The 18,260-nt window shown below is 61.8% G+C and carries 32 protein-coding genes; all 32 read left to right on the plus strand.

Features of this window, described 5'->3' with window-relative positions:
- A partial coding sequence (locus tag HBA54_RS27735; RefSeq protein WP_496196544.1) for an EF-Tu C-terminal domain-related protein occupies positions 1–137 on the plus strand: 137 nt, incomplete at its 5' end.
- A gap of 65 nt (positions 138–202) precedes the next feature.
- Positions 203–517: a 30S ribosomal protein S10 gene (rpsJ, locus tag HBA54_RS27740; protein ID WP_167231680.1), complete on the plus strand. Its 315-nt coding sequence runs from the start codon at positions 203–205 to the stop codon at positions 515–517.
- Positions 518–521: 4 nt separating this feature from the next.
- Positions 522–1,298 carry a 50S ribosomal protein L3 gene (gene rplC, locus HBA54_RS27745; protein ID WP_167231683.1) on the plus strand — a complete coding sequence of 259 codons (777 nt, stop codon included), beginning with the start codon at positions 522–524 and terminating at the stop codon, positions 1,296–1,298.
- Between the two features lie 2 nt (positions 1,299–1,300).
- Complete coding sequence (gene rplD, locus HBA54_RS27750; RefSeq protein WP_167231686.1) at positions 1,301–1,921, plus strand: 50S ribosomal protein L4; 621 nt, start codon at positions 1,301–1,303, stop codon at positions 1,919–1,921.
- Complete coding sequence (locus HBA54_RS27755; protein ID WP_167231689.1) at positions 1,918–2,250, plus strand: 50S ribosomal protein L23; 333 nt, start codon at positions 1,918–1,920, stop codon at positions 2,248–2,250. The genes rplD and HBA54_RS27755 overlap by 4 nt, the downstream gene beginning before the upstream one ends.
- Positions 2,251–2,253: 3 nt before the next feature.
- Entirely contained in the window at positions 2,254–3,084 is an 831-nt protein-coding gene (rplB, locus tag HBA54_RS27760; RefSeq protein WP_167231692.1) for a 50S ribosomal protein L2, read from the plus strand.
- A 12-nt stretch (positions 3,085–3,096) separates the two neighbouring features.
- Positions 3,097–3,375 (plus strand): 30S ribosomal protein S19, encoded by a 279-nt coding sequence (gene rpsS, locus HBA54_RS27765; RefSeq protein ID WP_167231695.1) that lies wholly within the window; start codon positions 3,097–3,099, stop codon positions 3,373–3,375.
- Between the two features lie 3 nt (positions 3,376–3,378).
- Positions 3,379–3,759, plus strand: coding sequence for a 50S ribosomal protein L22 (rplV, locus tag HBA54_RS27770; protein WP_167231698.1), 381 nt, complete (start codon positions 3,379–3,381; stop codon positions 3,757–3,759).
- Positions 3,759–4,436, plus strand: a complete 678-nt coding sequence (gene rpsC / locus HBA54_RS27775) for a 30S ribosomal protein S3 (RefSeq protein ID WP_167231701.1) — start codon at positions 3,759–3,761, stop codon at positions 4,434–4,436. The genes rplV and rpsC overlap by 1 nt, the downstream gene beginning before the upstream one ends.
- A gap of 43 nt (positions 4,437–4,479) precedes the next feature.
- Positions 4,480–4,902, plus strand: coding sequence for a 50S ribosomal protein L16 (gene rplP, locus HBA54_RS27780; protein ID WP_167231704.1), 423 nt, complete (start codon positions 4,480–4,482; stop codon positions 4,900–4,902).
- A gap of 3 nt (positions 4,903–4,905) precedes the next feature.
- Positions 4,906–5,103, plus strand: a complete 198-nt coding sequence (rpmC, locus tag HBA54_RS27785) for a 50S ribosomal protein L29 (RefSeq protein ID WP_167231707.1) — start codon at positions 4,906–4,908, stop codon at positions 5,101–5,103.
- 12 nt (positions 5,104–5,115) lie between these two features.
- The gene (gene rpsQ, locus HBA54_RS27790; RefSeq protein WP_167231710.1) at positions 5,116–5,361 is read left to right on the plus strand and encodes a 30S ribosomal protein S17; all 246 of its coding nucleotides are present in this window, start codon (positions 5,116–5,118) and stop codon (positions 5,359–5,361) included.
- 21 nt (positions 5,362–5,382) lie between these two features.
- The gene (gene rplN / locus HBA54_RS27795; protein WP_167231713.1) at positions 5,383–5,751 is read left to right on the plus strand and encodes a 50S ribosomal protein L14; all 369 of its coding nucleotides are present in this window, start codon (positions 5,383–5,385) and stop codon (positions 5,749–5,751) included.
- A complete protein-coding gene (gene rplX / locus HBA54_RS27800; RefSeq protein WP_167231716.1) occupies positions 5,751–6,074 on the plus strand; it encodes a 50S ribosomal protein L24 in 324 nt (107 codons plus the stop codon). Before rplN ends, rplX begins: the two co-directional genes overlap by 1 nt.
- 16 nt (positions 6,075–6,090) lie before the next feature.
- Positions 6,091–6,633, plus strand: a complete 543-nt coding sequence (rplE, locus tag HBA54_RS27805; RefSeq protein WP_167231720.1) for a 50S ribosomal protein L5 — start codon at positions 6,091–6,093, stop codon at positions 6,631–6,633.
- Between the two features lie 18 nt (positions 6,634–6,651).
- Positions 6,652–6,957 carry a 30S ribosomal protein S14 gene (rpsN, locus tag HBA54_RS27810; RefSeq protein WP_167231723.1) on the plus strand — a complete coding sequence of 102 codons (306 nt, stop codon included), beginning with the start codon at positions 6,652–6,654 and terminating at the stop codon, positions 6,955–6,957.
- Positions 6,958–6,969: 12 nt separating this feature from the next.
- Complete coding sequence (gene rpsH / locus HBA54_RS27815) at positions 6,970–7,368, plus strand: 30S ribosomal protein S8 (protein ID WP_167231726.1); 399 nt, start codon at positions 6,970–6,972, stop codon at positions 7,366–7,368.
- Positions 7,369–7,396: 28 nt separating this feature from the next.
- The gene (gene rplF, locus HBA54_RS27820; RefSeq protein WP_167231729.1) at positions 7,397–7,930 is read left to right on the plus strand and encodes a 50S ribosomal protein L6; all 534 of its coding nucleotides are present in this window, start codon (positions 7,397–7,399) and stop codon (positions 7,928–7,930) included.
- A 4-nt stretch (positions 7,931–7,934) separates the two neighbouring features.
- Positions 7,935–8,297, plus strand: a complete 363-nt coding sequence (gene rplR / locus HBA54_RS27825) for a 50S ribosomal protein L18 (protein ID WP_167231732.1) — start codon at positions 7,935–7,937, stop codon at positions 8,295–8,297.
- Between the two features lie 15 nt (positions 8,298–8,312).
- Positions 8,313–8,888: a 30S ribosomal protein S5 gene (gene rpsE, locus HBA54_RS27830; RefSeq protein ID WP_167231735.1), complete on the plus strand. Its 576-nt coding sequence runs from the start codon at positions 8,313–8,315 to the stop codon at positions 8,886–8,888.
- A gap of 5 nt (positions 8,889–8,893) precedes the next feature.
- Positions 8,894–9,088, plus strand: coding sequence for a 50S ribosomal protein L30 (gene rpmD, locus HBA54_RS27835; protein WP_167231738.1), 195 nt, complete (start codon positions 8,894–8,896; stop codon positions 9,086–9,088).
- Positions 9,089–9,145: 57 nt separating this feature from the next.
- Positions 9,146–9,655 carry a 50S ribosomal protein L15 gene (gene rplO, locus HBA54_RS27840; protein WP_167231741.1) on the plus strand — a complete coding sequence of 170 codons (510 nt, stop codon included), beginning with the start codon at positions 9,146–9,148 and terminating at the stop codon, positions 9,653–9,655.
- A gap of 41 nt (positions 9,656–9,696) precedes the next feature.
- Complete coding sequence (secY, locus tag HBA54_RS27845; RefSeq protein ID WP_167231743.1) at positions 9,697–11,040, plus strand: preprotein translocase subunit SecY; 1,344 nt, start codon at positions 9,697–9,699, stop codon at positions 11,038–11,040.
- Entirely contained in the window at positions 11,037–11,687 is a 651-nt protein-coding gene (locus tag HBA54_RS27850) for an adenylate kinase (protein WP_167231745.1), read from the plus strand. The genes secY and HBA54_RS27850 overlap by 4 nt, the downstream gene beginning before the upstream one ends.
- 134 nt (positions 11,688–11,821) lie before the next feature.
- Positions 11,822–12,199 carry a 30S ribosomal protein S13 gene (gene rpsM, locus HBA54_RS27855; RefSeq protein WP_167231747.1) on the plus strand — a complete coding sequence of 126 codons (378 nt, stop codon included), beginning with the start codon at positions 11,822–11,824 and terminating at the stop codon, positions 12,197–12,199.
- Between the two features lie 34 nt (positions 12,200–12,233).
- Positions 12,234–12,623: a 30S ribosomal protein S11 gene (gene rpsK / locus HBA54_RS27860; protein WP_167231749.1), complete on the plus strand. Its 390-nt coding sequence runs from the start codon at positions 12,234–12,236 to the stop codon at positions 12,621–12,623.
- A gap of 155 nt (positions 12,624–12,778) precedes the next feature.
- A complete protein-coding gene (locus HBA54_RS27865; RefSeq protein WP_167231751.1) occupies positions 12,779–13,795 on the plus strand; it encodes a DNA-directed RNA polymerase subunit alpha in 1,017 nt (338 codons plus the stop codon).
- Positions 13,796–13,958: 163 nt separating this feature from the next.
- Complete coding sequence (gene rplQ / locus HBA54_RS27870) at positions 13,959–14,381, plus strand: 50S ribosomal protein L17 (protein ID WP_167231753.1); 423 nt, start codon at positions 13,959–13,961, stop codon at positions 14,379–14,381.
- Between the two features lie 136 nt (positions 14,382–14,517).
- Complete coding sequence (locus HBA54_RS27875; RefSeq protein ID WP_240932953.1) at positions 14,518–15,978, plus strand: Do family serine endopeptidase; 1,461 nt, start codon at positions 14,518–14,520, stop codon at positions 15,976–15,978.
- 228 nt (positions 15,979–16,206) lie between these two features.
- The gene (locus HBA54_RS27880; protein WP_167231758.1) at positions 16,207–16,881 is read left to right on the plus strand and encodes a DUF6134 family protein; all 675 of its coding nucleotides are present in this window, start codon (positions 16,207–16,209) and stop codon (positions 16,879–16,881) included.
- A gap of 55 nt (positions 16,882–16,936) precedes the next feature.
- Positions 16,937–17,707, plus strand: coding sequence for an SDR family NAD(P)-dependent oxidoreductase (locus HBA54_RS27885; protein WP_167231761.1), 771 nt, complete (start codon positions 16,937–16,939; stop codon positions 17,705–17,707).
- Between the two features lie 36 nt (positions 17,708–17,743).
- Complete coding sequence (locus HBA54_RS27890; protein ID WP_167231764.1) at positions 17,744–18,172, plus strand: nuclear transport factor 2 family protein; 429 nt, start codon at positions 17,744–17,746, stop codon at positions 18,170–18,172.
- The last annotated feature ends 88 nt before the right edge of the window (positions 18,173–18,260 follow it).

Consider the following 18,260-nt stretch of genomic DNA (forward strand, 5'->3'; position numbering starts at 1 on the left):
TGGTGATGCCGGGCGACAATGTGTCGATGACGGTAGAGCTGATTGCGCCGATCGCGATGGATGAAGGCCTGCGCTTTGCCATCCGCGAAGGCGGCCGAACCGTCGGTGCCGGCGTCGTCGCCGGAATCAGTAAGTAAGACAACAGTTTATGACGCGCCTGCCCAATCCCGGGCAGGCGCCGATTTTTGGATGGCGCTGAATTATGGACAGCCAAGACATACGTATTCGCCTGAAGGCTTTCGATCACCGGGTGCTCGACCAGTCGACCTCTGAGATCGTCGGTACGGCGAAGCGAACCGGAGCCCAGGTGCGCGGCCCGATCCCGCTTCCGACCAGGATCGAGAAGTACACGGTGCTGCGTTCGCCGCACATCGATAAGAAGAGCCGTGAGCAGTTCGAAATCCGGACCCACAAGCGCCTTCTGGATATCGTCGACCCGACTCCGCAGACGGTTGACGCCCTGATGAAGCTCGACCTCGCCGCCGGCGTCGATGTCGAGATCAAGCTGAAAGGCTGAGGCAATGCGGACTGGTTTGATTGCACAGAAGATGGGGATGACCCGCGTTTTCACGCCGGAAGGCGAGAACCTGCCGGTTACCGTTCTGCAGATGAGCGAGTGCCAGGTGGTCGCGGTGCGCACCTCTGAGAAGGACGGCTATGATGCAGTTCAGCTCGGTGTCGCCAAGGCCAAGCCGAGCCGCGTGACCAAGCCGATGCGCGGCCACTTCGCCAAGGCGAAGGTCGAGCCCAAGCGCCGCTTGGCAGAGTTCCGGGTGTCCAACGATGCCTTGCTCGAGGTCGGGCAGGAGCTGTCGGCCGCCCATTTCGTTGCCGGCCAGCATGTCGACGTCACGGGCTCCTCGATCGGTAAGGGTTTTGCGGGCGCCATGAAGCGGCATAACTTTGCCGGCTTGCGCGCCAGTCACGGTGTTTCGGTTTCGCATCGCTCGCACGGTTCGACCGGTAACAGCCAGGACCCGGGTAAAGTCTTCAAGGGTAAGAAGATGGCGGGCCATATGGGTGACCGCCGCGTGACCACGCAGAACCTGGAAATCGTCTCGGTGGACGAGGACCGCGGCCTGATCCTGATCAAGGGCGCGGTTCCGGGCGCCGAAGGCGGCTGGGTCATGATCCGCGATGCGATCAAGCGCAGCGTGCCGGAGAACGTGCCTTTCCCGGCCGGTCTGCGCCAGGCGGCGGTTGAAGCGACCCCTGCTGCCGACGCACCGGCTGCCGAAGAAGGCGCATCAGAAGCAGCCGCGCCCGAAGCGGCAGGCGAAGAGAAGAAGGACCAGTAACCATGAAGTGTCCGGTTACGACACTTGAGAACAAGAAGGCCGGCGAGATCGATCTCGACGAGACCATCTTCGGGCTGCAGCCGCGCCGGGATATCCTGTCGCGCATTGTGAACTGGCAGTTGGCAAAGCGCCGGGCTGGCACTCACAAGGTCAAGACGCGTGGCGAAGTCAAGGGCTCTACCCGCAAGCTTTTCCGCCAGAAAGGCACGGGCAATGCGCGTATGGGTTCGGCCCGCACGACGCAGCGTCGCGGTGGTGGCACGGTCTTTGGGCCGGTTGTGCGCGACCACAGCCACAATCTGACCAAGAAGGTCCGTAAGCTCGGCCTCAAGACGGCGCTCTCGGCGAAGGTCGCCGAAGGCAAGCTGATCATTGTCGAGGATGTCGCGATGAAGGAGCCGAAGACCGGCGACCTGGCGAAGAAGTTCGCGGCACTCGGCTGGTCCTCGGTACTGATCATTGACGGCGCGGCGGTTGACGGCAGCTTCGCTCAGGCGGTGCGCAACATTCCCCTGGTGGATGTGTTGCCGCAGCAGGGCGCTAATGTTTACGACATCCTGCGCCGCGACACTCTGGTGCTGACCAAGGGTGCTGTGGAAGCGCTGGAGGCGCGACTGAAATGAGCAGGGCACGCAAAATCAAAAGCGAACCGATCAAGGTTTCGAAGGAACGGATCTACGAGGTGATTCGCCGTCCGGTCGTGACGGAAAAGTCGACCCTCGGTTCCGAGCACAATCAGGTGACCTTCGTGGTTCCCCTGGATGCGAGCAAGCCCGAGATCAAAGCGGCGGTCGAAGAGCTGTTCAAAGTGAAGGTCAAGGCGGTCAACACCCTGCGCCAAAAAGGCAAGGTGAAGCGTTTCCGCGGCCAGCTCGGCAAGCGTTCCGATAGCAAAAAAGCCTTTGTGACCCTTGTTGAGGGCCACAGCATAGACGTGACCACGGGGGTCTAAGCGATGGCGCTTAAGAATTTCAATCCGACCACGCCCGGCCGCCGTAATCTGGTGCTGGTCGACCGTGGTGATCTCTGGAAAGGCAAGCCGGTCAAGAAATTGACCGAGGGCCTGACCAAGAATGGCGGACGCAACAACACCGGCCGCATCACGGCGCGGCGTCGCGGCGGTGGCCACAAGCGGCTTTACCGCATGGTCGACTTCAAGCGTCGGAACTTCGACGTGCCGGCCAAGGTGGTGCGCCTGGAGTATGACCCCAATCGCAGCGCTTTCATCGCCCTGATCGAATATGAGGGCGGCGAGCAGAGCTACATCCTGGCGCCGCAACGCCTGGCACCCGGCGATATGGTGATTTCCGGCGAGCGCGCGGATATCAAGCCGGGCAACGCCATGCCGCTGTCGTCGATCCCGGTCGGGACCATTGTCCACAATGTGGAGATGAAGCCCGGCAAGGGTGGCCAGATTGCGCGCGCCGCGGGCACCTATGTGCAACTGGTCGGACGCGATGCGGGCTATGCCCTGCTGCGCCTCGGTTCCGGTGAAGTGCGCATGGTGCGGGCCGATTGCATGGCCTCGATCGGTGCGGTCTCCAATCCGGACAAGGCCAATGCGAAGCTCGGTAAGGCCGGGCGCAAGCGTTGGATCGGAAAGCGTCCGTCGGTGCGCGGCGTCGCCATGAACCCGGTCGACCATCCGCATGGCGGCGGTGAAGGCCGGACCTCCGGCGGCCGTCATCCGGTGACCCCCTGGGGCAAGCCGACCAAGGGTGCCAAGACCAGGAACAACAAGAAGACTGACTCACTGATCGTGCGTCGTCGTCACAAGAAGCGATAGGGGAGCGAAGCAGTGTCACGCTCTGTTTGGAAGGGTCCGTTCGTCGACAGCTATCTGCTCAAGAAGGCAGAGGCGTCACGCGGTTCGGGTCGCAACGAGATCATCAAGACCTGGTCTCGCCGTTCGACCATCATGCCGCAGTTCGTCGGGCTGACGTTCGGTGTTTATAACGGCAGGAAGTTCCTGCCGGTGTTGGTGACTGAGAATATGGTGGGCCACAAGCTCGGCGAGTTCGCGCCGACTCGCACCTTTTATGGTCACGCGGCCGATAAGAAGGCCAAGAGGGGCTAAGTCATGGGTAAGCCGAAAAATCCGGATCGCCTGTCCGAGATCGAAGCGCGCACGGTGGTTCGCAATCTGCGAAGCAGCCCGCAGAAGCTGAACCTGGTGGCAGCCTCCATCCGCGGCATGTCTGCCGAGGCCGCCCTGGCGGAGCTGACCTTCTCCAAGCGCCGCATCGCCAACGATGTGAAAAAGGCGCTGCAGTCGGCCATCGCCAACGCTGAGAACAATCATCAGCTGGACGTCGACCGTCTCTATGTTTCTGAGGCCTCGGTCGGCCGCAGCTTCGTCATGAAGCGGTTCCGTGCCCGCGCACGCGGCCGCGCTGGAAAAATCATCAAGCCTTGGAGCCGCCTGACAGTGGTGGTTCGTGAGCGCGAGGAAACGGCGTAATGGGTCAAAAAGTAAATCCGATCGGCCTGCGGCTGGGGATCAACCGGACCTGGGATTCCCGTTGGTTTGCGGACGGCAATTACGCTGACCTGCTGCACGAGGATCTGCGGATCCGCGAATATCTGCGCAAGCGCCTCCAGCAGGCCGGCGTGTCGCGGATCGTGATCGAGCGGCCGGCGAAGAAGGCCCGCATCACCATTCACACGGCGCGTCCGGGTGTGGTGATCGGCAAGAAGGGCGCAGATATCGAAAAGCTGCGCGGCGCCTTGCAGAAGCTGACCGAAAGCGAAGTTCATCTGAACATCGTGGAGATCCGCAAGCCGGAGATCGATGCCCGCCTGGTGGCCGAGAATATCGCCAACCAGCTTGAGCGTCGCGTCGCCTTCCGCCGCGCCATGAAGCGGGCGGTACAGTCCGCCATGCGCCTGGGCGCCGGCGGTATCCGGATCAACTGCGGCGGCCGTCTGGGCGGTGCCGAGATCGCGCGCACGGAGTGGTACCGCGAAGGCCGCGTGCCGCTGCATACCCTGCGCGCCGATGTGGACTATGGCGAGGCGACCGCGAAGACGACCTACGGCGCCTGCGGCGTGAAGGTCTGGGTCTTCAAGGGCGAAATCCTGGCGCATGACCCGATGGCTCAGGACAAGCGGGCACAGGATGCCCAGACCACCCGCTAAGGCGGAGCGGGCGCGAGAGAGTAGAGTTTGAGGAACGACAGCGATGCTGCAGCCGAAACGAACGAAGTTTAGAAAGGCCCATAAGGGGCGCATTCATGGCAAGGCCAAGGGCGGCACGGCGTTGAATTTCGGCGCCTATGGCCTGAAGGCGACCAGCCCGGGCCGCCTGTCTGCGCGCCAGATTGAGGCGGCGCGGCGTACGATCACCCGCCACATGAAGCGTGTCGGGAAGCTCTGGATCCGTGTGTTCCCGGACGTGCCGGTCTCCTCCAAGCCTGCCGAAGTGCGTCAGGGCAAGGGCAAGGGCTCGCCGGAGTGGTGGGCTGCAAGGGTCAAGCCGGGCCGGGTTCTTTTCGAGCTTGAAGGTGTTCCCATGGAGCTGGCGCGAGAGGCCTTCATTCTGGCTTCCGCAAAGCTGCCGGTGCACACCAAGTTCATCACCCGCCTCGGCGGCGAGGAGGGCTAAGTCATGAAGGCCGGAGATCTGCGGACCAAATCGGTCGATGAGTTGAGGGATTCGCTTCTGAACCTCCGCAAGGAGCAGTTCAATCTGCGTTTCCAACAGGCGAGCGGTCAGCTCGAGAATACGGCGCGAGTGCGGCAGGTTCGCCGCGACATCTCGCGAATCAAAACAATCCTGCGCGGTATGCAGCAGGCGGCGTCTTAGGAGTTATCGGCTATGCCGCGTCGTGTCTTGCAAGGAGTGGTGGTGAGCGACAAGGGCGACAAGACGATTACCGTCTTGGTCGAACGTCGGGTCATGCATCCGGTCTACAAGAAATTTATCAAGCGGTCGAAGCGCTATCATGCCCATGACGAGGGCAACCAGTGCCACATCGGTGACAACGTGCGCATTCGCGAGTGTCGCCCGATCTCCAAGTCCAAGACTTGGGAAGTCGTGGCGGACGGCGATCAGGCCGCTTAGAGCAGAGAGAGGGCGAGACCGATGATCCAGATGCAGACGCAACTAGACGTCGCCGACAACTCGGGCGCCCGGCGGGTGCAGTGTATTAAAGTACTCGGTGGTTCGAAGCGCAAAACGGCTGGCGTGGGCGACATCATTGTCGTCTCCGTGAAGGAAGCAATTCCGCGCGGCCGCGTGAAGAAGGGTGATGTGCATCAGGCGGTGATCGTACGCACCGCCAAAGAGATCCGTCGCGGCGACGGCAGCACGATCCGTTTCGACAACAACGCGGCGGTGCTGATCAATAAGCAAGGGGAGCCGATCGGGACGCGTATTTTCGGCCCGGTGACTCGTGAGCTTCGTGCCAAGAATTTCATGAAGATCATCTCCCTGGCGCCAGAGGTGTTGTGATGGCGAGAAAGTTCAAGATCAAGAAGGGCGACAAGGTGGTGGTGACCACCGGTCGCGACAAAGGCAAGCAGGGTGAAGTTCTGCGTGTGTTGCGTGAGGACGAGCGTGTGCTGGTCCAGGGCGTCAACATGGTCAAGCGCCATACCGCGCCGACCCAGGCCTCACCCGGTGGCATTGTCGAGAAGGAAGCATCGCTTCACATCTCGAATGTCGCGCACATCGATCCGAAGTCCAGCGAGCCGACCCGTGTCGGTTACAAGCTGGACAAGGATGGAAACAAGGTTCGGATCGCGAAGCGGTCCGGTGAAGCAATCGACTTCTAAGCGAAGGTCAGTAAGCATGAAACCGCGCTTGAGAGAGCACTACGACGAGACGCTGAAACCTGCCTTGATGGAGGAATTCAGCTATAAGAACGTCATGGAAGTACCGCGCCTTGAGAAGATCGTTCTCAATATGGGTGTCGGTGAGGCCGTGGCTGATTCGAAGAAGATCAAATCTGCGATCAGGGAATTGACCCTGATCACCGGCCAGGCGCCGGTAGTTGCCAAGGCGAAGCGGTCGGTTGCGACCTTCAAGCTTCGTGAAGGCATGCCGATCGGCTGTAAGGTGACGCTGCGGCGTGAGCGCATGTACGAGTTCCTGGACCGCCTGGTGACGATCGCTCTGCCACGGGTTCGCGACTTTCGCGGCCTCTCCGGCAAGAGCTTCGATGGGCGGGGCAACTATGCCATGGGATTGAAGGAACAGATCGTGTTCCCGGAAATCGACTACGATTCAGTCGACGAGATCCGCGGTATGGACATCGTCATTTGCACGACAGCCAAGAGCGATCAGGAAGCCAGAGCCTTGCTCAAGGGTTTCCAGATGCCGTTTCGGGCCTAAGGGCGGAAGGAAAAAGTTATGGCAAAGAAGAGTGCCGTCGAGAAGAACAAGGCCCGCAGGAAATTGGTGGACCGTTACGCTGGCAGGCGCGCTGCGCTGAAGGTAACTGCGCGCGATCGCACGCTGCCGCCGGAAGAACGCTTTCAGGCTTATCTGAAGCTTGCTGAGCTGCCCCGCAATTCGGCCAAAGGCCGTATTCGTAACCGTTGTCAGGTGACCGGACGCCCCCGTGGCGTTTACAGGAAGTTCGAGCTATCGCGCATTTCGCTGCGCGATCTGGCTTCCGTGGGTCAGATCCCTGGCATGGTTAAGTCGAGCTGGTAGGAGAGTCGGGCGATGGCGATGAGCGATCCCCTCGGTGATATGCTGACGCGTATCCGCAATGGACAACGGACCGGTAAATCGAAGGTCCGCGCGCCGGCTTCGAAGCTGCGCTCCAATGTCCTTGAGGTTTTGCAGCGTGAAGGCTACATCCGCGGTTATCACACCGAAGCTTTGAATAGCGGCCTCAGTGAGGTCGAAATCGAGCTGAAGTACAACGACGGCATGCCGGTGATCCAGGAGATCGCCCGTGTGTCGCGCCCGGGGCGCCGGGTGTATTCGAAGATCAAGGAGCTGCCGCGGGTCTACAACGGCCTCGGCATCACCATCCTTTCGACGCCGCGCGGGGTCATGTCCGACCAGGAAGCGCGGGCGGCGAATGTCGGTGGTGAGGTGCTTTGCCGCGTCTTCTAAAGGCGCAAGACTTAAGGGACTGACAGTCATGTCACGTGTAGGCAAGAACCCCGTCGAAGTGCCCAGTGGCGTAGAGATCGCCGTCAAGGGTGGCTTGGTTTCGGCCAAGGGGAAATTGGGCGTCCTGGAATTTCAGGCGACCGACGACGTCGAGATCAATCAGGAAGACGGTAAGGTCTGGGTGAAGCCGGCCAATGACGGCAAGCGCGCCCGTGCGATGTGGGGCACCGTGCGCTCGCGTATCCAGAACATGGTGATCGGTGTTTCCGAAGGTTTCACCAAGAACCTGGAGATCAACGGCGTCGGCTATCGTGCCGCGGTTCAGGGCCAGGCCCTGAACCTTCAGCTGGGCTTCAGCCACGATGTGGCCTATCCGATCCCCGAGGGTATCACCATCAAGTGCGAGCGGCCGACGGCGATCGCGGTGAGCGGGGCAGACAAACAGAAGGTCGGCCAGGTGGCGGCGGAGATCCGCAATTATCGTCCGCCCGAGCCCTACAAGGGCAAGGGCGTGAAGTACGCGGACGAAGTCATCCTGCGCAAGGAAGGCAAGAAGAAGTAAGACGATGAAGACTTCAAAACAGCTACAGGACCGGCGCAAGAACCGGGTTCGCACCCAGCTTCGCCGCAAGAGCATCGGGCGGCCGCGTCTTTCGGTCTTTCGTTCCGGCAAGCACATCTACGCACAGGTGATCGACGATACCCAGGGCGTGACGGTTGCTGCAGCCTCCAGCATCGACGGCTCCCTGAGGGAGAAGTTGAAGAACGGCGCCGACAAGGCCGCTGCGGCTGAAGTCGGCAAGCTGGTGGCAGAGCGGGCCGTGGCAGCCGGTATCAAAGAGGTCGTCTTCGACCGTGGTGCTTACCTCTTTCACGGGCGCGTAAAGGCGTTGGCCGATGCCGCCCGTGAAGGCGGATTGACGTTCTAAGGAAAGATAAAGGCTATGGCACGATCTCCCCGCGAAGGACGGTCCCGCGACGACCGCCGGCAACGCGACAATGATGAGCCGGAACTGATTGAGAAATTGGTTGGCATCAACCGCGTTGCGAAGGTGGTCAAAGGCGGCCGGCGCTTCGGTTTTGCGGCCCTGGTGGTTGTTGGCGACGGTCGCGGCCGGGTCGGTCATGGCCATGGCAAGGCGCGTGAGGTGCCGGAGGCGATCCGCAAGGCGACCGAGCAGGCCAAGAAGAGCATGGTCCGGGTTCCGTTGCGCGAAGGGCGCACCCTGCATCACGATATCCGCGGGCGCTTCGGTGCCGGCCGGGTATTGATGCGCGCTGCCGAGGCCGGTACCGGCATCATCGCCGGTGGCCCGATGCGCGCGGTCTTCGAAGCTTTGGGCGTGCAGGATGTGGTGGCCAAGTCGGTCGGCAGTTCCAACCCGCACAACATGATCCGGGCCACTTTCGAGGCCCTGGGGCGCAGCGTGAGCCCGCGTATGGTTGCACAGCGCCGCGGCAAGAAGGTTGCCGAGGTTCTGGGCAAGCGCGACACGGCAGCTGCCGAGGCGAGGGAGTAAGGCCAATGGCTGCGGCAAAGAAAACCCTGAAGGTCACCCAGATCGGCAGCCCGATTGGTCGCACGAAGGACCAGCGGGCGACCCTGGTGGGCCTGGGCTTGAACAAGATGAACCGTTCGCGCGAATTAGAAGACACACCATCGGTGCGCGGCATGATCAACAAGGTTAGCCATCTGGTGCGGGTCGAAGGCGAAGCCTGAGACACATTGGATTGCGGCGGCCGGTTTCCATGACCGGCCGGTTTAGGACGATAAGCGATGAAACTCAATCAGCTGAGCGACAATCAAGGCGCCACCAAGGCCCGTAAGCGTATCGGGCGCGGCATCGGCTCCGGCACCGGCAAGACGTCGGGCCAGGGCCACAAGGGCCAGAAGGCGCGCTCCGGCGTGGCGATCAAGGGCTTCGAAGGTGGCCAGATGCCGCTGCATCGGCGTCTGCCGAAGCGCGGCTTCAACAACATCTTTGCCAAGTCGTTCAAAGTCGTGAACCTGGGGCGCCTGCAGCAGGCAATCGATGCGGGCCGCCTTGATGCCAAGAAGCCGGTGGACGCTGCTGCATTGCGCGAAGCCGGTCTGGTGAAGACCGCCGGCGATGGCATTCGTTTGCTTGCAAAGGGTGAACTGAAGGCCAAGATAAACATCACAGTCGCCGGTGCTTCGAAAGCGGCGGTTGAGGCGGTTGAGAAGGCCGGTGGCAGCGTGACCGTGGTGGTTAAGGCGCCGGTTGCGGCTGCCAAACCCGCCGAAGCCGCCCCGGCATCCGAATGATCGGGGGGCTTTTGCCCACCCGAACCCGAGAGATCTAGCCCATGGCTTCTGCTGCCGAGCAACTTGCTGCCAATATCAACTTCGGAGCCTTTGCCAAGGCACCCGAACTTAAAAAGCGCATCTGGTTCACGCTTGGCGCCCTGATCATCTACCGGCTCGGCACCTATATTCCGATCCCTGGTGTCGATCCGCAGATTCTGGAGCAGATTTTCGCGCAACAGGCCGGTGGCATCATCGGCGTGTTCGACATGTTCGCCGGCGGCGCGCTCAGCCGCATGACGATTTTCGCCCTCAACATCATGCCTTACATCTCGGCAGCGATTATCATGCAGCTGCTGACGGCGGTATCGCCGAACCTGGAGGCCCTGAAAAAAGAGGGCGAGGCGGGGCGCAAGAAGATCAATCAGTACACCCGCTACGGTACCGTGGTGCTGGCCATGTTCCAGTCTTACGGCATTGCGGTGGGCCTGGAAGCGACCCAGGGGCCGGGCGGTTCCGCCGTGATCGATCCGGGCCTGTTCTTTCGTCTGACGACGGTGATCACCCTGACCGGTGGGACGATCTTCCTGATGTGGCTGGGCGAGCAGATTACCCAGCGCGGCGTCGGTAACGGTATTTCCCTGATCATCTTCGCCGGCATCGTCGCCAACCTGCCGTTGGCTCTGGTGGAAGTTCTGGAGCTTGGGCGGACGGGCGCGCTGTCGGTCCTGGTGATCATCGCGCTGCTTTTCGGCTCTGTGGCCGTGATCGCCTTCATCGTCTTCATCGAGCGCGCCCAGCGGCGCATTGTCGTGCAGTACCCGAAGCGCCAGGTCGGCAACAAGATGTTCGGTGGCGAGGCCTCCCATCTGCCGTTGAAGCTGAACCCCTCCGGCGTTATTCCGGTGATTTTCGCTTCTTCGCTGTTGCTGTTGCCTCTTACGGCGGCCGGTTTCTCCGGCGGCGGCGGGCCGGAATGGCTGGCTTGGCTGACGGCGACCCTGGGTCAGGGCCAGCCGCTCTATCTGGCGATCTATGCGGCGATGATTATTTTCTTCGCCTTCTTCTACACCGGCATCGTCTTCAACCCGGACGACACGGCCGATAATCTGAAGAAGCATGGCGGCTTCATTCCGGGTATCCGCCCGGGCCGGAACACGGCTGATTTCCTGCGCCGCATCATGACCCGTCTGGGGACAGTGGGTGCGCTCTATCTGGCGCTGGTGGCGCTGCTGCCGGAGATTCTCCGCTCCGAGTACAACGTGCCGTTCTACTTCGGCGGCACCTCGCTGCTGATCGTGGTCACGGTAACGATGGATACGGTCGGGCAGATCCACGGGCATCTTCTGGCGCAGCAATATGAGGGGCTCATCAAGAAGTCCAAGCTGAAGGGGCGGCGTGGATGAATGTGATTCTGTTGGGCCCGCCGGGGGCGGGCAAGGGGACCCAGGCCAAGCGTCTGGAGCAAAAGCACAATCTGATCCAGCTTTCCACCGGCGACATGTTGCGCGCGGCGATCGATTCGGGCAGTGAACTGGGCAAGAAAGCCAAGCCCCTGATGGATGCGGGCCAGCTGGTTCCCGATGAGCTGATGATTGAGATCATTGCCGATCGGATCGATCAGCCGGACTGCGCTAACGGGTTCATTTTAGACGGTTTTCCCCGCACCACCCCCCAGGCGGAAGCGCTGGACGAGATGCTGGCGGAAAAGGGCCTGACGCTGCACTCGGTCATCGAGATGAAGGTGCAGGACGAGATCCTGGTCGATCGCATCGTCGGGCGCTATACCTGCGCCAACTGCGGGGCCGGATATCACGACAGCTTTCAAAAACCCAAGGTCGAGGGCGTCTGCGATGCCTGTGGCGGCACCGAGTTCAAGCGCCGCAGTGACGACAATGCTGAGACCGTGCGCAGCCGCCTGGCGGCCTATCACGCCCAGACCGCGCCGATTCTGCCCTATTATGGGGAAAAAGGTGTCCTGAAGGCGGTCGATGGCATGACCGCCATCGATGAAGTGACCGAGCAAATTGAAGATGCTTTGGGGGCCGCTTGATGGTTGACTTGCCGCTGCCTCTTCCTATAATCCAACGTTTCCGGCGCCTCGGGCGTCCGGACTCTTCTGCTTGTCTAGACATGGTTTTCGGGCGCACGCGGGCCCGAGTCCGCGGCGTTTAAGGAGTTCGCGAAGTGGCACGTATTGCTGGCGTCAATATTCCGACGCAAAAGCGGGTTGAGATTGCCTTGACCTACATTCACGGGATTGGCCGTACGAAGGCCACGGAGATCTGCCAGAAGGTAGGAATTCCGCGGGAACGTCGGGTCAATGAATTGACCGACGATGAAGTTGTTCGCGTGCGTGAGACCATCGACCGGGACTATGCCGTCGAGGGCGATCTGCGCCGTGAAGTTGCGATGAACATCAAGCGCCTGATGGACCTGGGCTGCTATCGCGGCCTGCGCCATCGTAAGGGCCTGCCGGTGCGTGGCCAGCGGACCAGCACCAACGCTCGGACCCGTAAGGGCCCGGCGCGGCCGATCGCAGGCAAGAAAAAAGCCGCCAGGTAATCAGCGTTAGAATCAGGAAACGAGCAAAAAGGCCATGGCCAAACCCCAAGCGCGTCTGCGCCGCCGCGAGAAAAAGAACATCTCTTCCGGCATTGCGCATGTGAACGCCACGTTCAACAACACCATGATCACCATCACCGACGTTCAGGGCAACACGATCTCCTGGTCCTCGGCTGGCGGTCAGGGTTTCAAGGGTTCGCGTAAGTCGACCCCCTATGCGGCGCAGATCGCTGCAGAGGATGCCGGCCGCAAGGCGCAGGAACACGGCATGCGGACGCTTGAAGTCAATGTAAAGGGCCCGGGTTCGGGTCGTGAGTCGGCGCTGCGGGCGCTGCAGGCGGTGGGTTTCACCATCACTGCGATCCGCGATGTGACGCCGATTCCGCACAACGGCTGCCGTCCGCCGAAGCGGCGCCGCGTTTAACGCACTGGATCGGGGGACGTTCCTGAGGGAGCGTCCTTCCGCGTGAGATTGGCGATGACCGGAGGCTGCCGGCGTCACCCCAATCGGAGCAGACGGCAGAACCGTCCTGGCTCGACCAGAAATCTGAACAGCCTAGAAGTCGTGAGGGCACCAGCGTGCTGCAAAAAAACTGGACCGAACTGATCAAGCCGACCAAGCTGGACATCCAGCCGGGGCCGGACGCCCACCGCGTCGCCAAGGTGGTCGCCGAGCCGCTGGAACGTGGCTTTGGCCTGACCCTGGGCAACGCCCTGCGTCGGGTGCTGCTGTCTTCCCTGCATGGGGCGGCGGTGACATCCATGCAGATCGACGGGGTGCTGCACGAGTTCTCCTCGATCCCGGGTGTGCGCGAAGACGTGACCGATGTGGTGCTGAACGTGAAAGCCGTTGCGCTGCGTATGGGCGGCGAGGGGCCGAAGCGCATGCGCCTGCGGGCCGAAGGGCCGGGCGAGGTGACGGCCGGGCAGATGGATACCGGCCATGACATCGAAATCATGAACCCGAACCTGGTGCTCTGCACCCTGGACGACGGTGCGCGCATCGACATGGAGCTGACGGTGGAAACCGGCAAGGGCTATGTCGCCGCGACTCAGAACCGTCCAGAGGACGCGCCGATCGGCCTGGTGCCGGTCGACTCGATCTTCTCTCCGGTGCGCAAGATCTCTTACAAGGTGGACAACACCCGTGTCGGTCAGGTCACCGACTACGACAAGTTGACCATGGAGATTGAGACCAACGGCGCGGTGACGCCGGAAGATGCCGTTGCGCTTGCCGCGCGCATCCTTCAGGACCAGCTGCAGCTCTTCATCAACTTCGATGAGCCGCAGGCACGTCACGACGACGAGGCGCCCAGCGAGCCGCCGTTCAATCGCAACCTGCTGCGCAAGGTCGAAGAGCTGGAGCTCTCCGTCCGCTCGGCGAACTGCCTGAAGAACGACAACATCGTCTACATCGGTGATCTGGTGCAGAAGACCGAGGGCGAGATGCTGCGCACCCCGAACTTCGGCCGCAAGTCCTTGAATGAAATCAAGGAAGTGCTCTCCTCCATGGGGCTGCACCTGGGTATGGAAATCCCCAGTTGGCCGCCCGAGAACATCGAGGAACTGGCCAAGCGCCTCGAGGAGCCGTACTAAGAATCCTCGCCGGGCCGGCGTCAGCCGGTCCGGCGATTTGAGTTTCGAGAGCAGTCCGCTCTCCCCCGTCCGTTCTGGTTCCAGGCCTTTTCCGGTCAGGACCTGGCGGGCGGCATCGCAATCGGTCTCGTGCGCGAGGCCAGGGTAGAAGGAAGGAACAGACATGCGTCACGGACTTCAAGGCCGGCGGTTGAACCGCACGGCGAGCCATCGCAAAGCCATGTTCGCCAACATGGCGGCCTCGCTCATCAAGCATGAGCAGATCAAGACGACCCTGCCGAAGGCAAAAGACCTGCGCCGCGTCATCGACCGCCTGATCACCCTGGGCAAGCGCGGCGACCTTCATGCCCGTCGCCAGGCCCTCTCCGTGCTGCGCGACACCGGCCTGACCGAAAAGCTCTTTGCCGAACTGGCGCCGCGCTACAAGGAACGCCAGGGCGGTTACAGCCGCGTTCTGAAGGCCGGCAATCGATATGGCGATATGGCGCCGATGGCGATTATCGAGCTGGTTGACCGCGATCCCGACGCCAAGGGCCAGGATTCCGGTCCGGTTCAGGAGATTGAGGACGACGGCGACGAGGAGTAGCATCGCTGCCAAGTCGCCTCACAGGCAATCACGTTAGCGAAAGGCAGTCCTGAGGGGCTGCCTTTCTTGTTTGACCGCTACCTGTGTGACCCCAATTATGAAGGGCGACAGGACAAAACAGCGTGGGAGACAGGCTTTGAGCTGGAGTAACAGGGCAGAAAGCGCGCCGTCCGGTACCGGCCCTCTGCGGGCCTGTTTGGCCGCTGCCGCGCTGTTTCTCGCCGCTGTGGCGGCTCAGCCGTCCCTGGGGGCGGAGCGGGTTGTCCCGCAGCAGCGCGATGAGGTCATGCTGTCTTTCGCCCCCGTGGTGCGTCAGGCGGCCCCTGCGGTGGTCAACATCTTCACCAAGCGCAAGGTCAAGCAGAGGCGTCCTGTCACATCGCTGCTCGACGATCCCTTTTTCCAGCGGTTTTTTGGCGGCAATTCGGACGGCCAGCGGCGCCGGAACAGCGAGCAGTCTTCGCTGGGGTCGGGCGTGATCGTCGACCCCGACGGCTTTGTCGTCACCAACGAGCACGTCATCAAGGGTGCCAGCATCATCAAGGTGGTGCTTAACGACCGTCGCGAATTTGAAGCCGAACTGGTGTTGGCGGACCCGCGTACCGACCTTGCGGTGCTGCGGATCAACCCCGAGGGGGAGGCGCTGCCGTCCATCGCATTTCGCGATTCCGACACGGTAGAGGTCGGCGACCTTGTGCTGGCGCTGGGCAACCCCTTCGGCGTCGGCCAGACGGTCACCAGCGGTATTGTTTCCGCCCTGGCGCGCACACAGGTCGGAATCACCGATTTCAGCTTCTTCATCCAGACCGATGCGGCGATCAACCCCGGCAACTCCGGCGGCGCCCTGGTCACCATGGACGGACGGCTGATCGGCATCAATACCGCGATCTACTCGCGAACCGGCGGTTCCGTGGGCATCGGCTTTGCGATCCCGGCAAACATGGTGCGTACCGTCGTGGCCTCGGCGCGCAGCGGCGGCGCCCTGGTAAGGGCCTGGAGCGGGCTCTCCGGCCAGACCCTGACCTCCGAGCTTGCCGAAGGCCTGCGTCTGGAGCGACCGGGCGGAGTGGTGATCAACGAGGTCTATGAAGGTGGTCCGGCGGACCGCGCCGGCGTGAAGGCCGGTGACGTTCTCGTCACCATCGACGAGCAGCCGGTCAACGACCTGGAGGCCTTGAACTACCGTGTTGCCACCGGTGAAATCGGCAGGGCTGTGAATGTCGGTCTTTATCGGCAGGGTGCCCTGATATCCGCCGTGCTGCCCTTGGAGCCGCCGCCGGAAACGCCCCTGCGCAATGAAATTCGCCTGCTCGGCCATCACCCCCTGGGCGGTGCCATCGTTGCCAGCCTGTCCCCGGCCCTGGCGGAGGAAATGGAGCTTTCCGGCCATTGGCAGGGTGTCATAATCACCCGGGTCCAGCGCGGCACGCCGGCCCGGCGGGTCGGGTTCCGGGCCAACGACATCATTCTTTCGCTGAATGGCACGGTCTACAAAAGCTCTGCGGAGCTGGCTACGGCGCTGGATCGCAGTGCGGATCGCTGGGAAGTCACTTTCAAGCGGGGCGGCAAAGTCCGAAAAGTGGCTTTCGGCCCCTGAAACGACCCATCCTGAAATGGCCGCCCCGAAACAGTCTTGCCGGCGCGTTTTCCCGCGCCGGGTTATGTTGAATGGCCGGTAATCCAAAAGCCCCCTATCCTCGTAAAAAACATGTGGTTCACGGGAACAGTGGCCTTTCGGGCCGCTGGGTTTTGCCGAAAGGATAGGGGCGTGATTTTGGGGCGTATCCAAACATCGAAGTTTAACACCGCTGTGGCCACCGGGCTGATGGCGTTGACTCTCGGCGTTTCCGGGTATCTGACGGCTGCGCAGGCAAGCAATGCCGACCCTGATCTGCCTGATACCCTGTCCTTCGATGTCATGCGCGATGGCTCGCAGATCGGCAGCCACAGTATTAGTTTCGAGGAGATCGGCGACGAACTGCATGTCGAGATCGCCATCGATCTGGAGGTCAATCTGGCCTTCATTACGCTGTTCCGCTACGAGCATCGCAACAAGGAGGTCTGGCGCGACGGCCGCCTGATGTCCCTGGAAACACGAACCTATGACGACGGCAAGGAATACAGCGTCACGGCCCGTTCGACCGCCGAAGGTCTGCTGGTCGAAGGGACGTCCGGCAGTTACCTGGCGCCCCGGGATATCCTGCCGACCAGCTATTGGAATCGGGCGACCGTCGATCAAAGCGTGCTTCTGGACACGCAGCGCGGCGGGCTGCTGGAGGTCTCTGCGAAGGCCAAGGGTACCGATGACATCTGGACCGAGGAGACCCGCCTGCAGGCCAGGAAATTCGATCTGGACGGCGACCTGGACGCCGATCTCTGGTACGCACCTGACGGCGAGTGGATGAAAATTACCTTTACGGTGCGCGGCGCCACGATCGATTATGTTCCCGTCGGCCCGCATCGCGGATTGAGCCGGCAGCAGCAATCCAGCCGGCACTGACCGATAGCATTCAACTGCTCAACGTAATCGGGGTTGCCGGGAAGGGGGCCCTGTTATGACTCTGCGCGATGGGCAGTGTGCCTGGATCACTGGCGCCTCCATGGGGCTGGGGCGTGCCTTGGCGTTGCGCTGTGCGCGCGAAGGCTGGCAGGTGGTGGCTTCTGCGCGTGGGCAGGCGGGGCTCGACAGTCTTGTCGAAGAAAGCGCCGCCTTACCCGGCAATGTTGTTGCAGTGCCTCTCGATGTGACGGACGGCCAGGCCGTGGCGGCAGCGGTTCGGCAGATCGAAACCGAGATCGCACCGATCGGTGTGGCGGTGTTGAATGCCGGTACGCACCGGCCGATCGGGGCCGGTGACTTCAAGGCCGATGATGTTGAGACCCTGCTTCGGTTGAACGTCATGGGCATCGCTCACTGTCTTGAGGCCTTGTTGCCGGCGATGATCGGGCGCCGCGGCGGGCAGCTGGCCCTGGTTGCCTCTCTTGCTGGCTACGCCGGGCTGCCCAGTGCCGCCGGCTATGGCGCCAGCAAGGCTGCGGTGATCAACATGGCCGAATCCCTTAAACCGGAGCTGGATGCCCTGGGCGTCAAGATCCAGGTGGTCAATCCCGGCTTTGTCGAAACACCGCTGACCGCCAAGAACGCTTTCCCCATGCCGTTTTTGATGCCGGCAGACGCGGCGGCCGAAGCCTTTTTTCGCGGTCTTCTGAGCCGGCACTTCGAGATCATTTTCCCGCGTCGATTTGCCTACTTGATGAAATGCCTGCGAGTTCTACCCTATTGGCTGTTCTTTAAGCTGACGCGACAGGCTCTTCCGAAGCCGTAGGATCGGGCGCGCGTGTTTTCCATGGAGATGGACCGGATGATCTCGGAAGCGGCCGTGGCCGACTATATTGCCTTCTTTGAAAATCTCACCCCTGGATCCCTGAGTCGCTTCGAAGAGGTGTTTGCTCCGGACGCCAGGTTTCGCGACCCCTTCAACGACGCGCGCGGCGTGGCTGCCGTGCGCCGGGTCTTCGAGAAGATGTTCGACGACGTCGACGAACACAGCTTCAAGGTTCTCGACCATGGCATCTCGGGTAACCGGGCTTACCTGAACTGGGAGTTCCGGATCACGCCGAAAGGTAAGACGAAGGTCTGGACGATCGAGGGTATGAGCGTGATCGTTTTTCGCGACGACGGCAAAGTCGAGGCGCATATCGATCACTACGATGCCGCCAGCCAGATCTATGAAAAGATACCGTTGGTCGGTACTGTCCTGAGAGGTCTGCGCCGCAGGATCGCCGCCTAGATCGGGTCATGTTTTGACGGAACGACTTTGTGGTTGCGTCAAAACATGACCCGATCGCCATCAAACAGCTAGAGCAGATCCCGGTCGA

Source organism: Pelagibius litoralis, from assembly GCF_011683915.1.
In the GTDB taxonomy this organism is placed as follows: domain Bacteria; phylum Pseudomonadota; class Alphaproteobacteria; order Kiloniellales; family Kiloniellaceae; genus Pelagibius; species Pelagibius litoralis.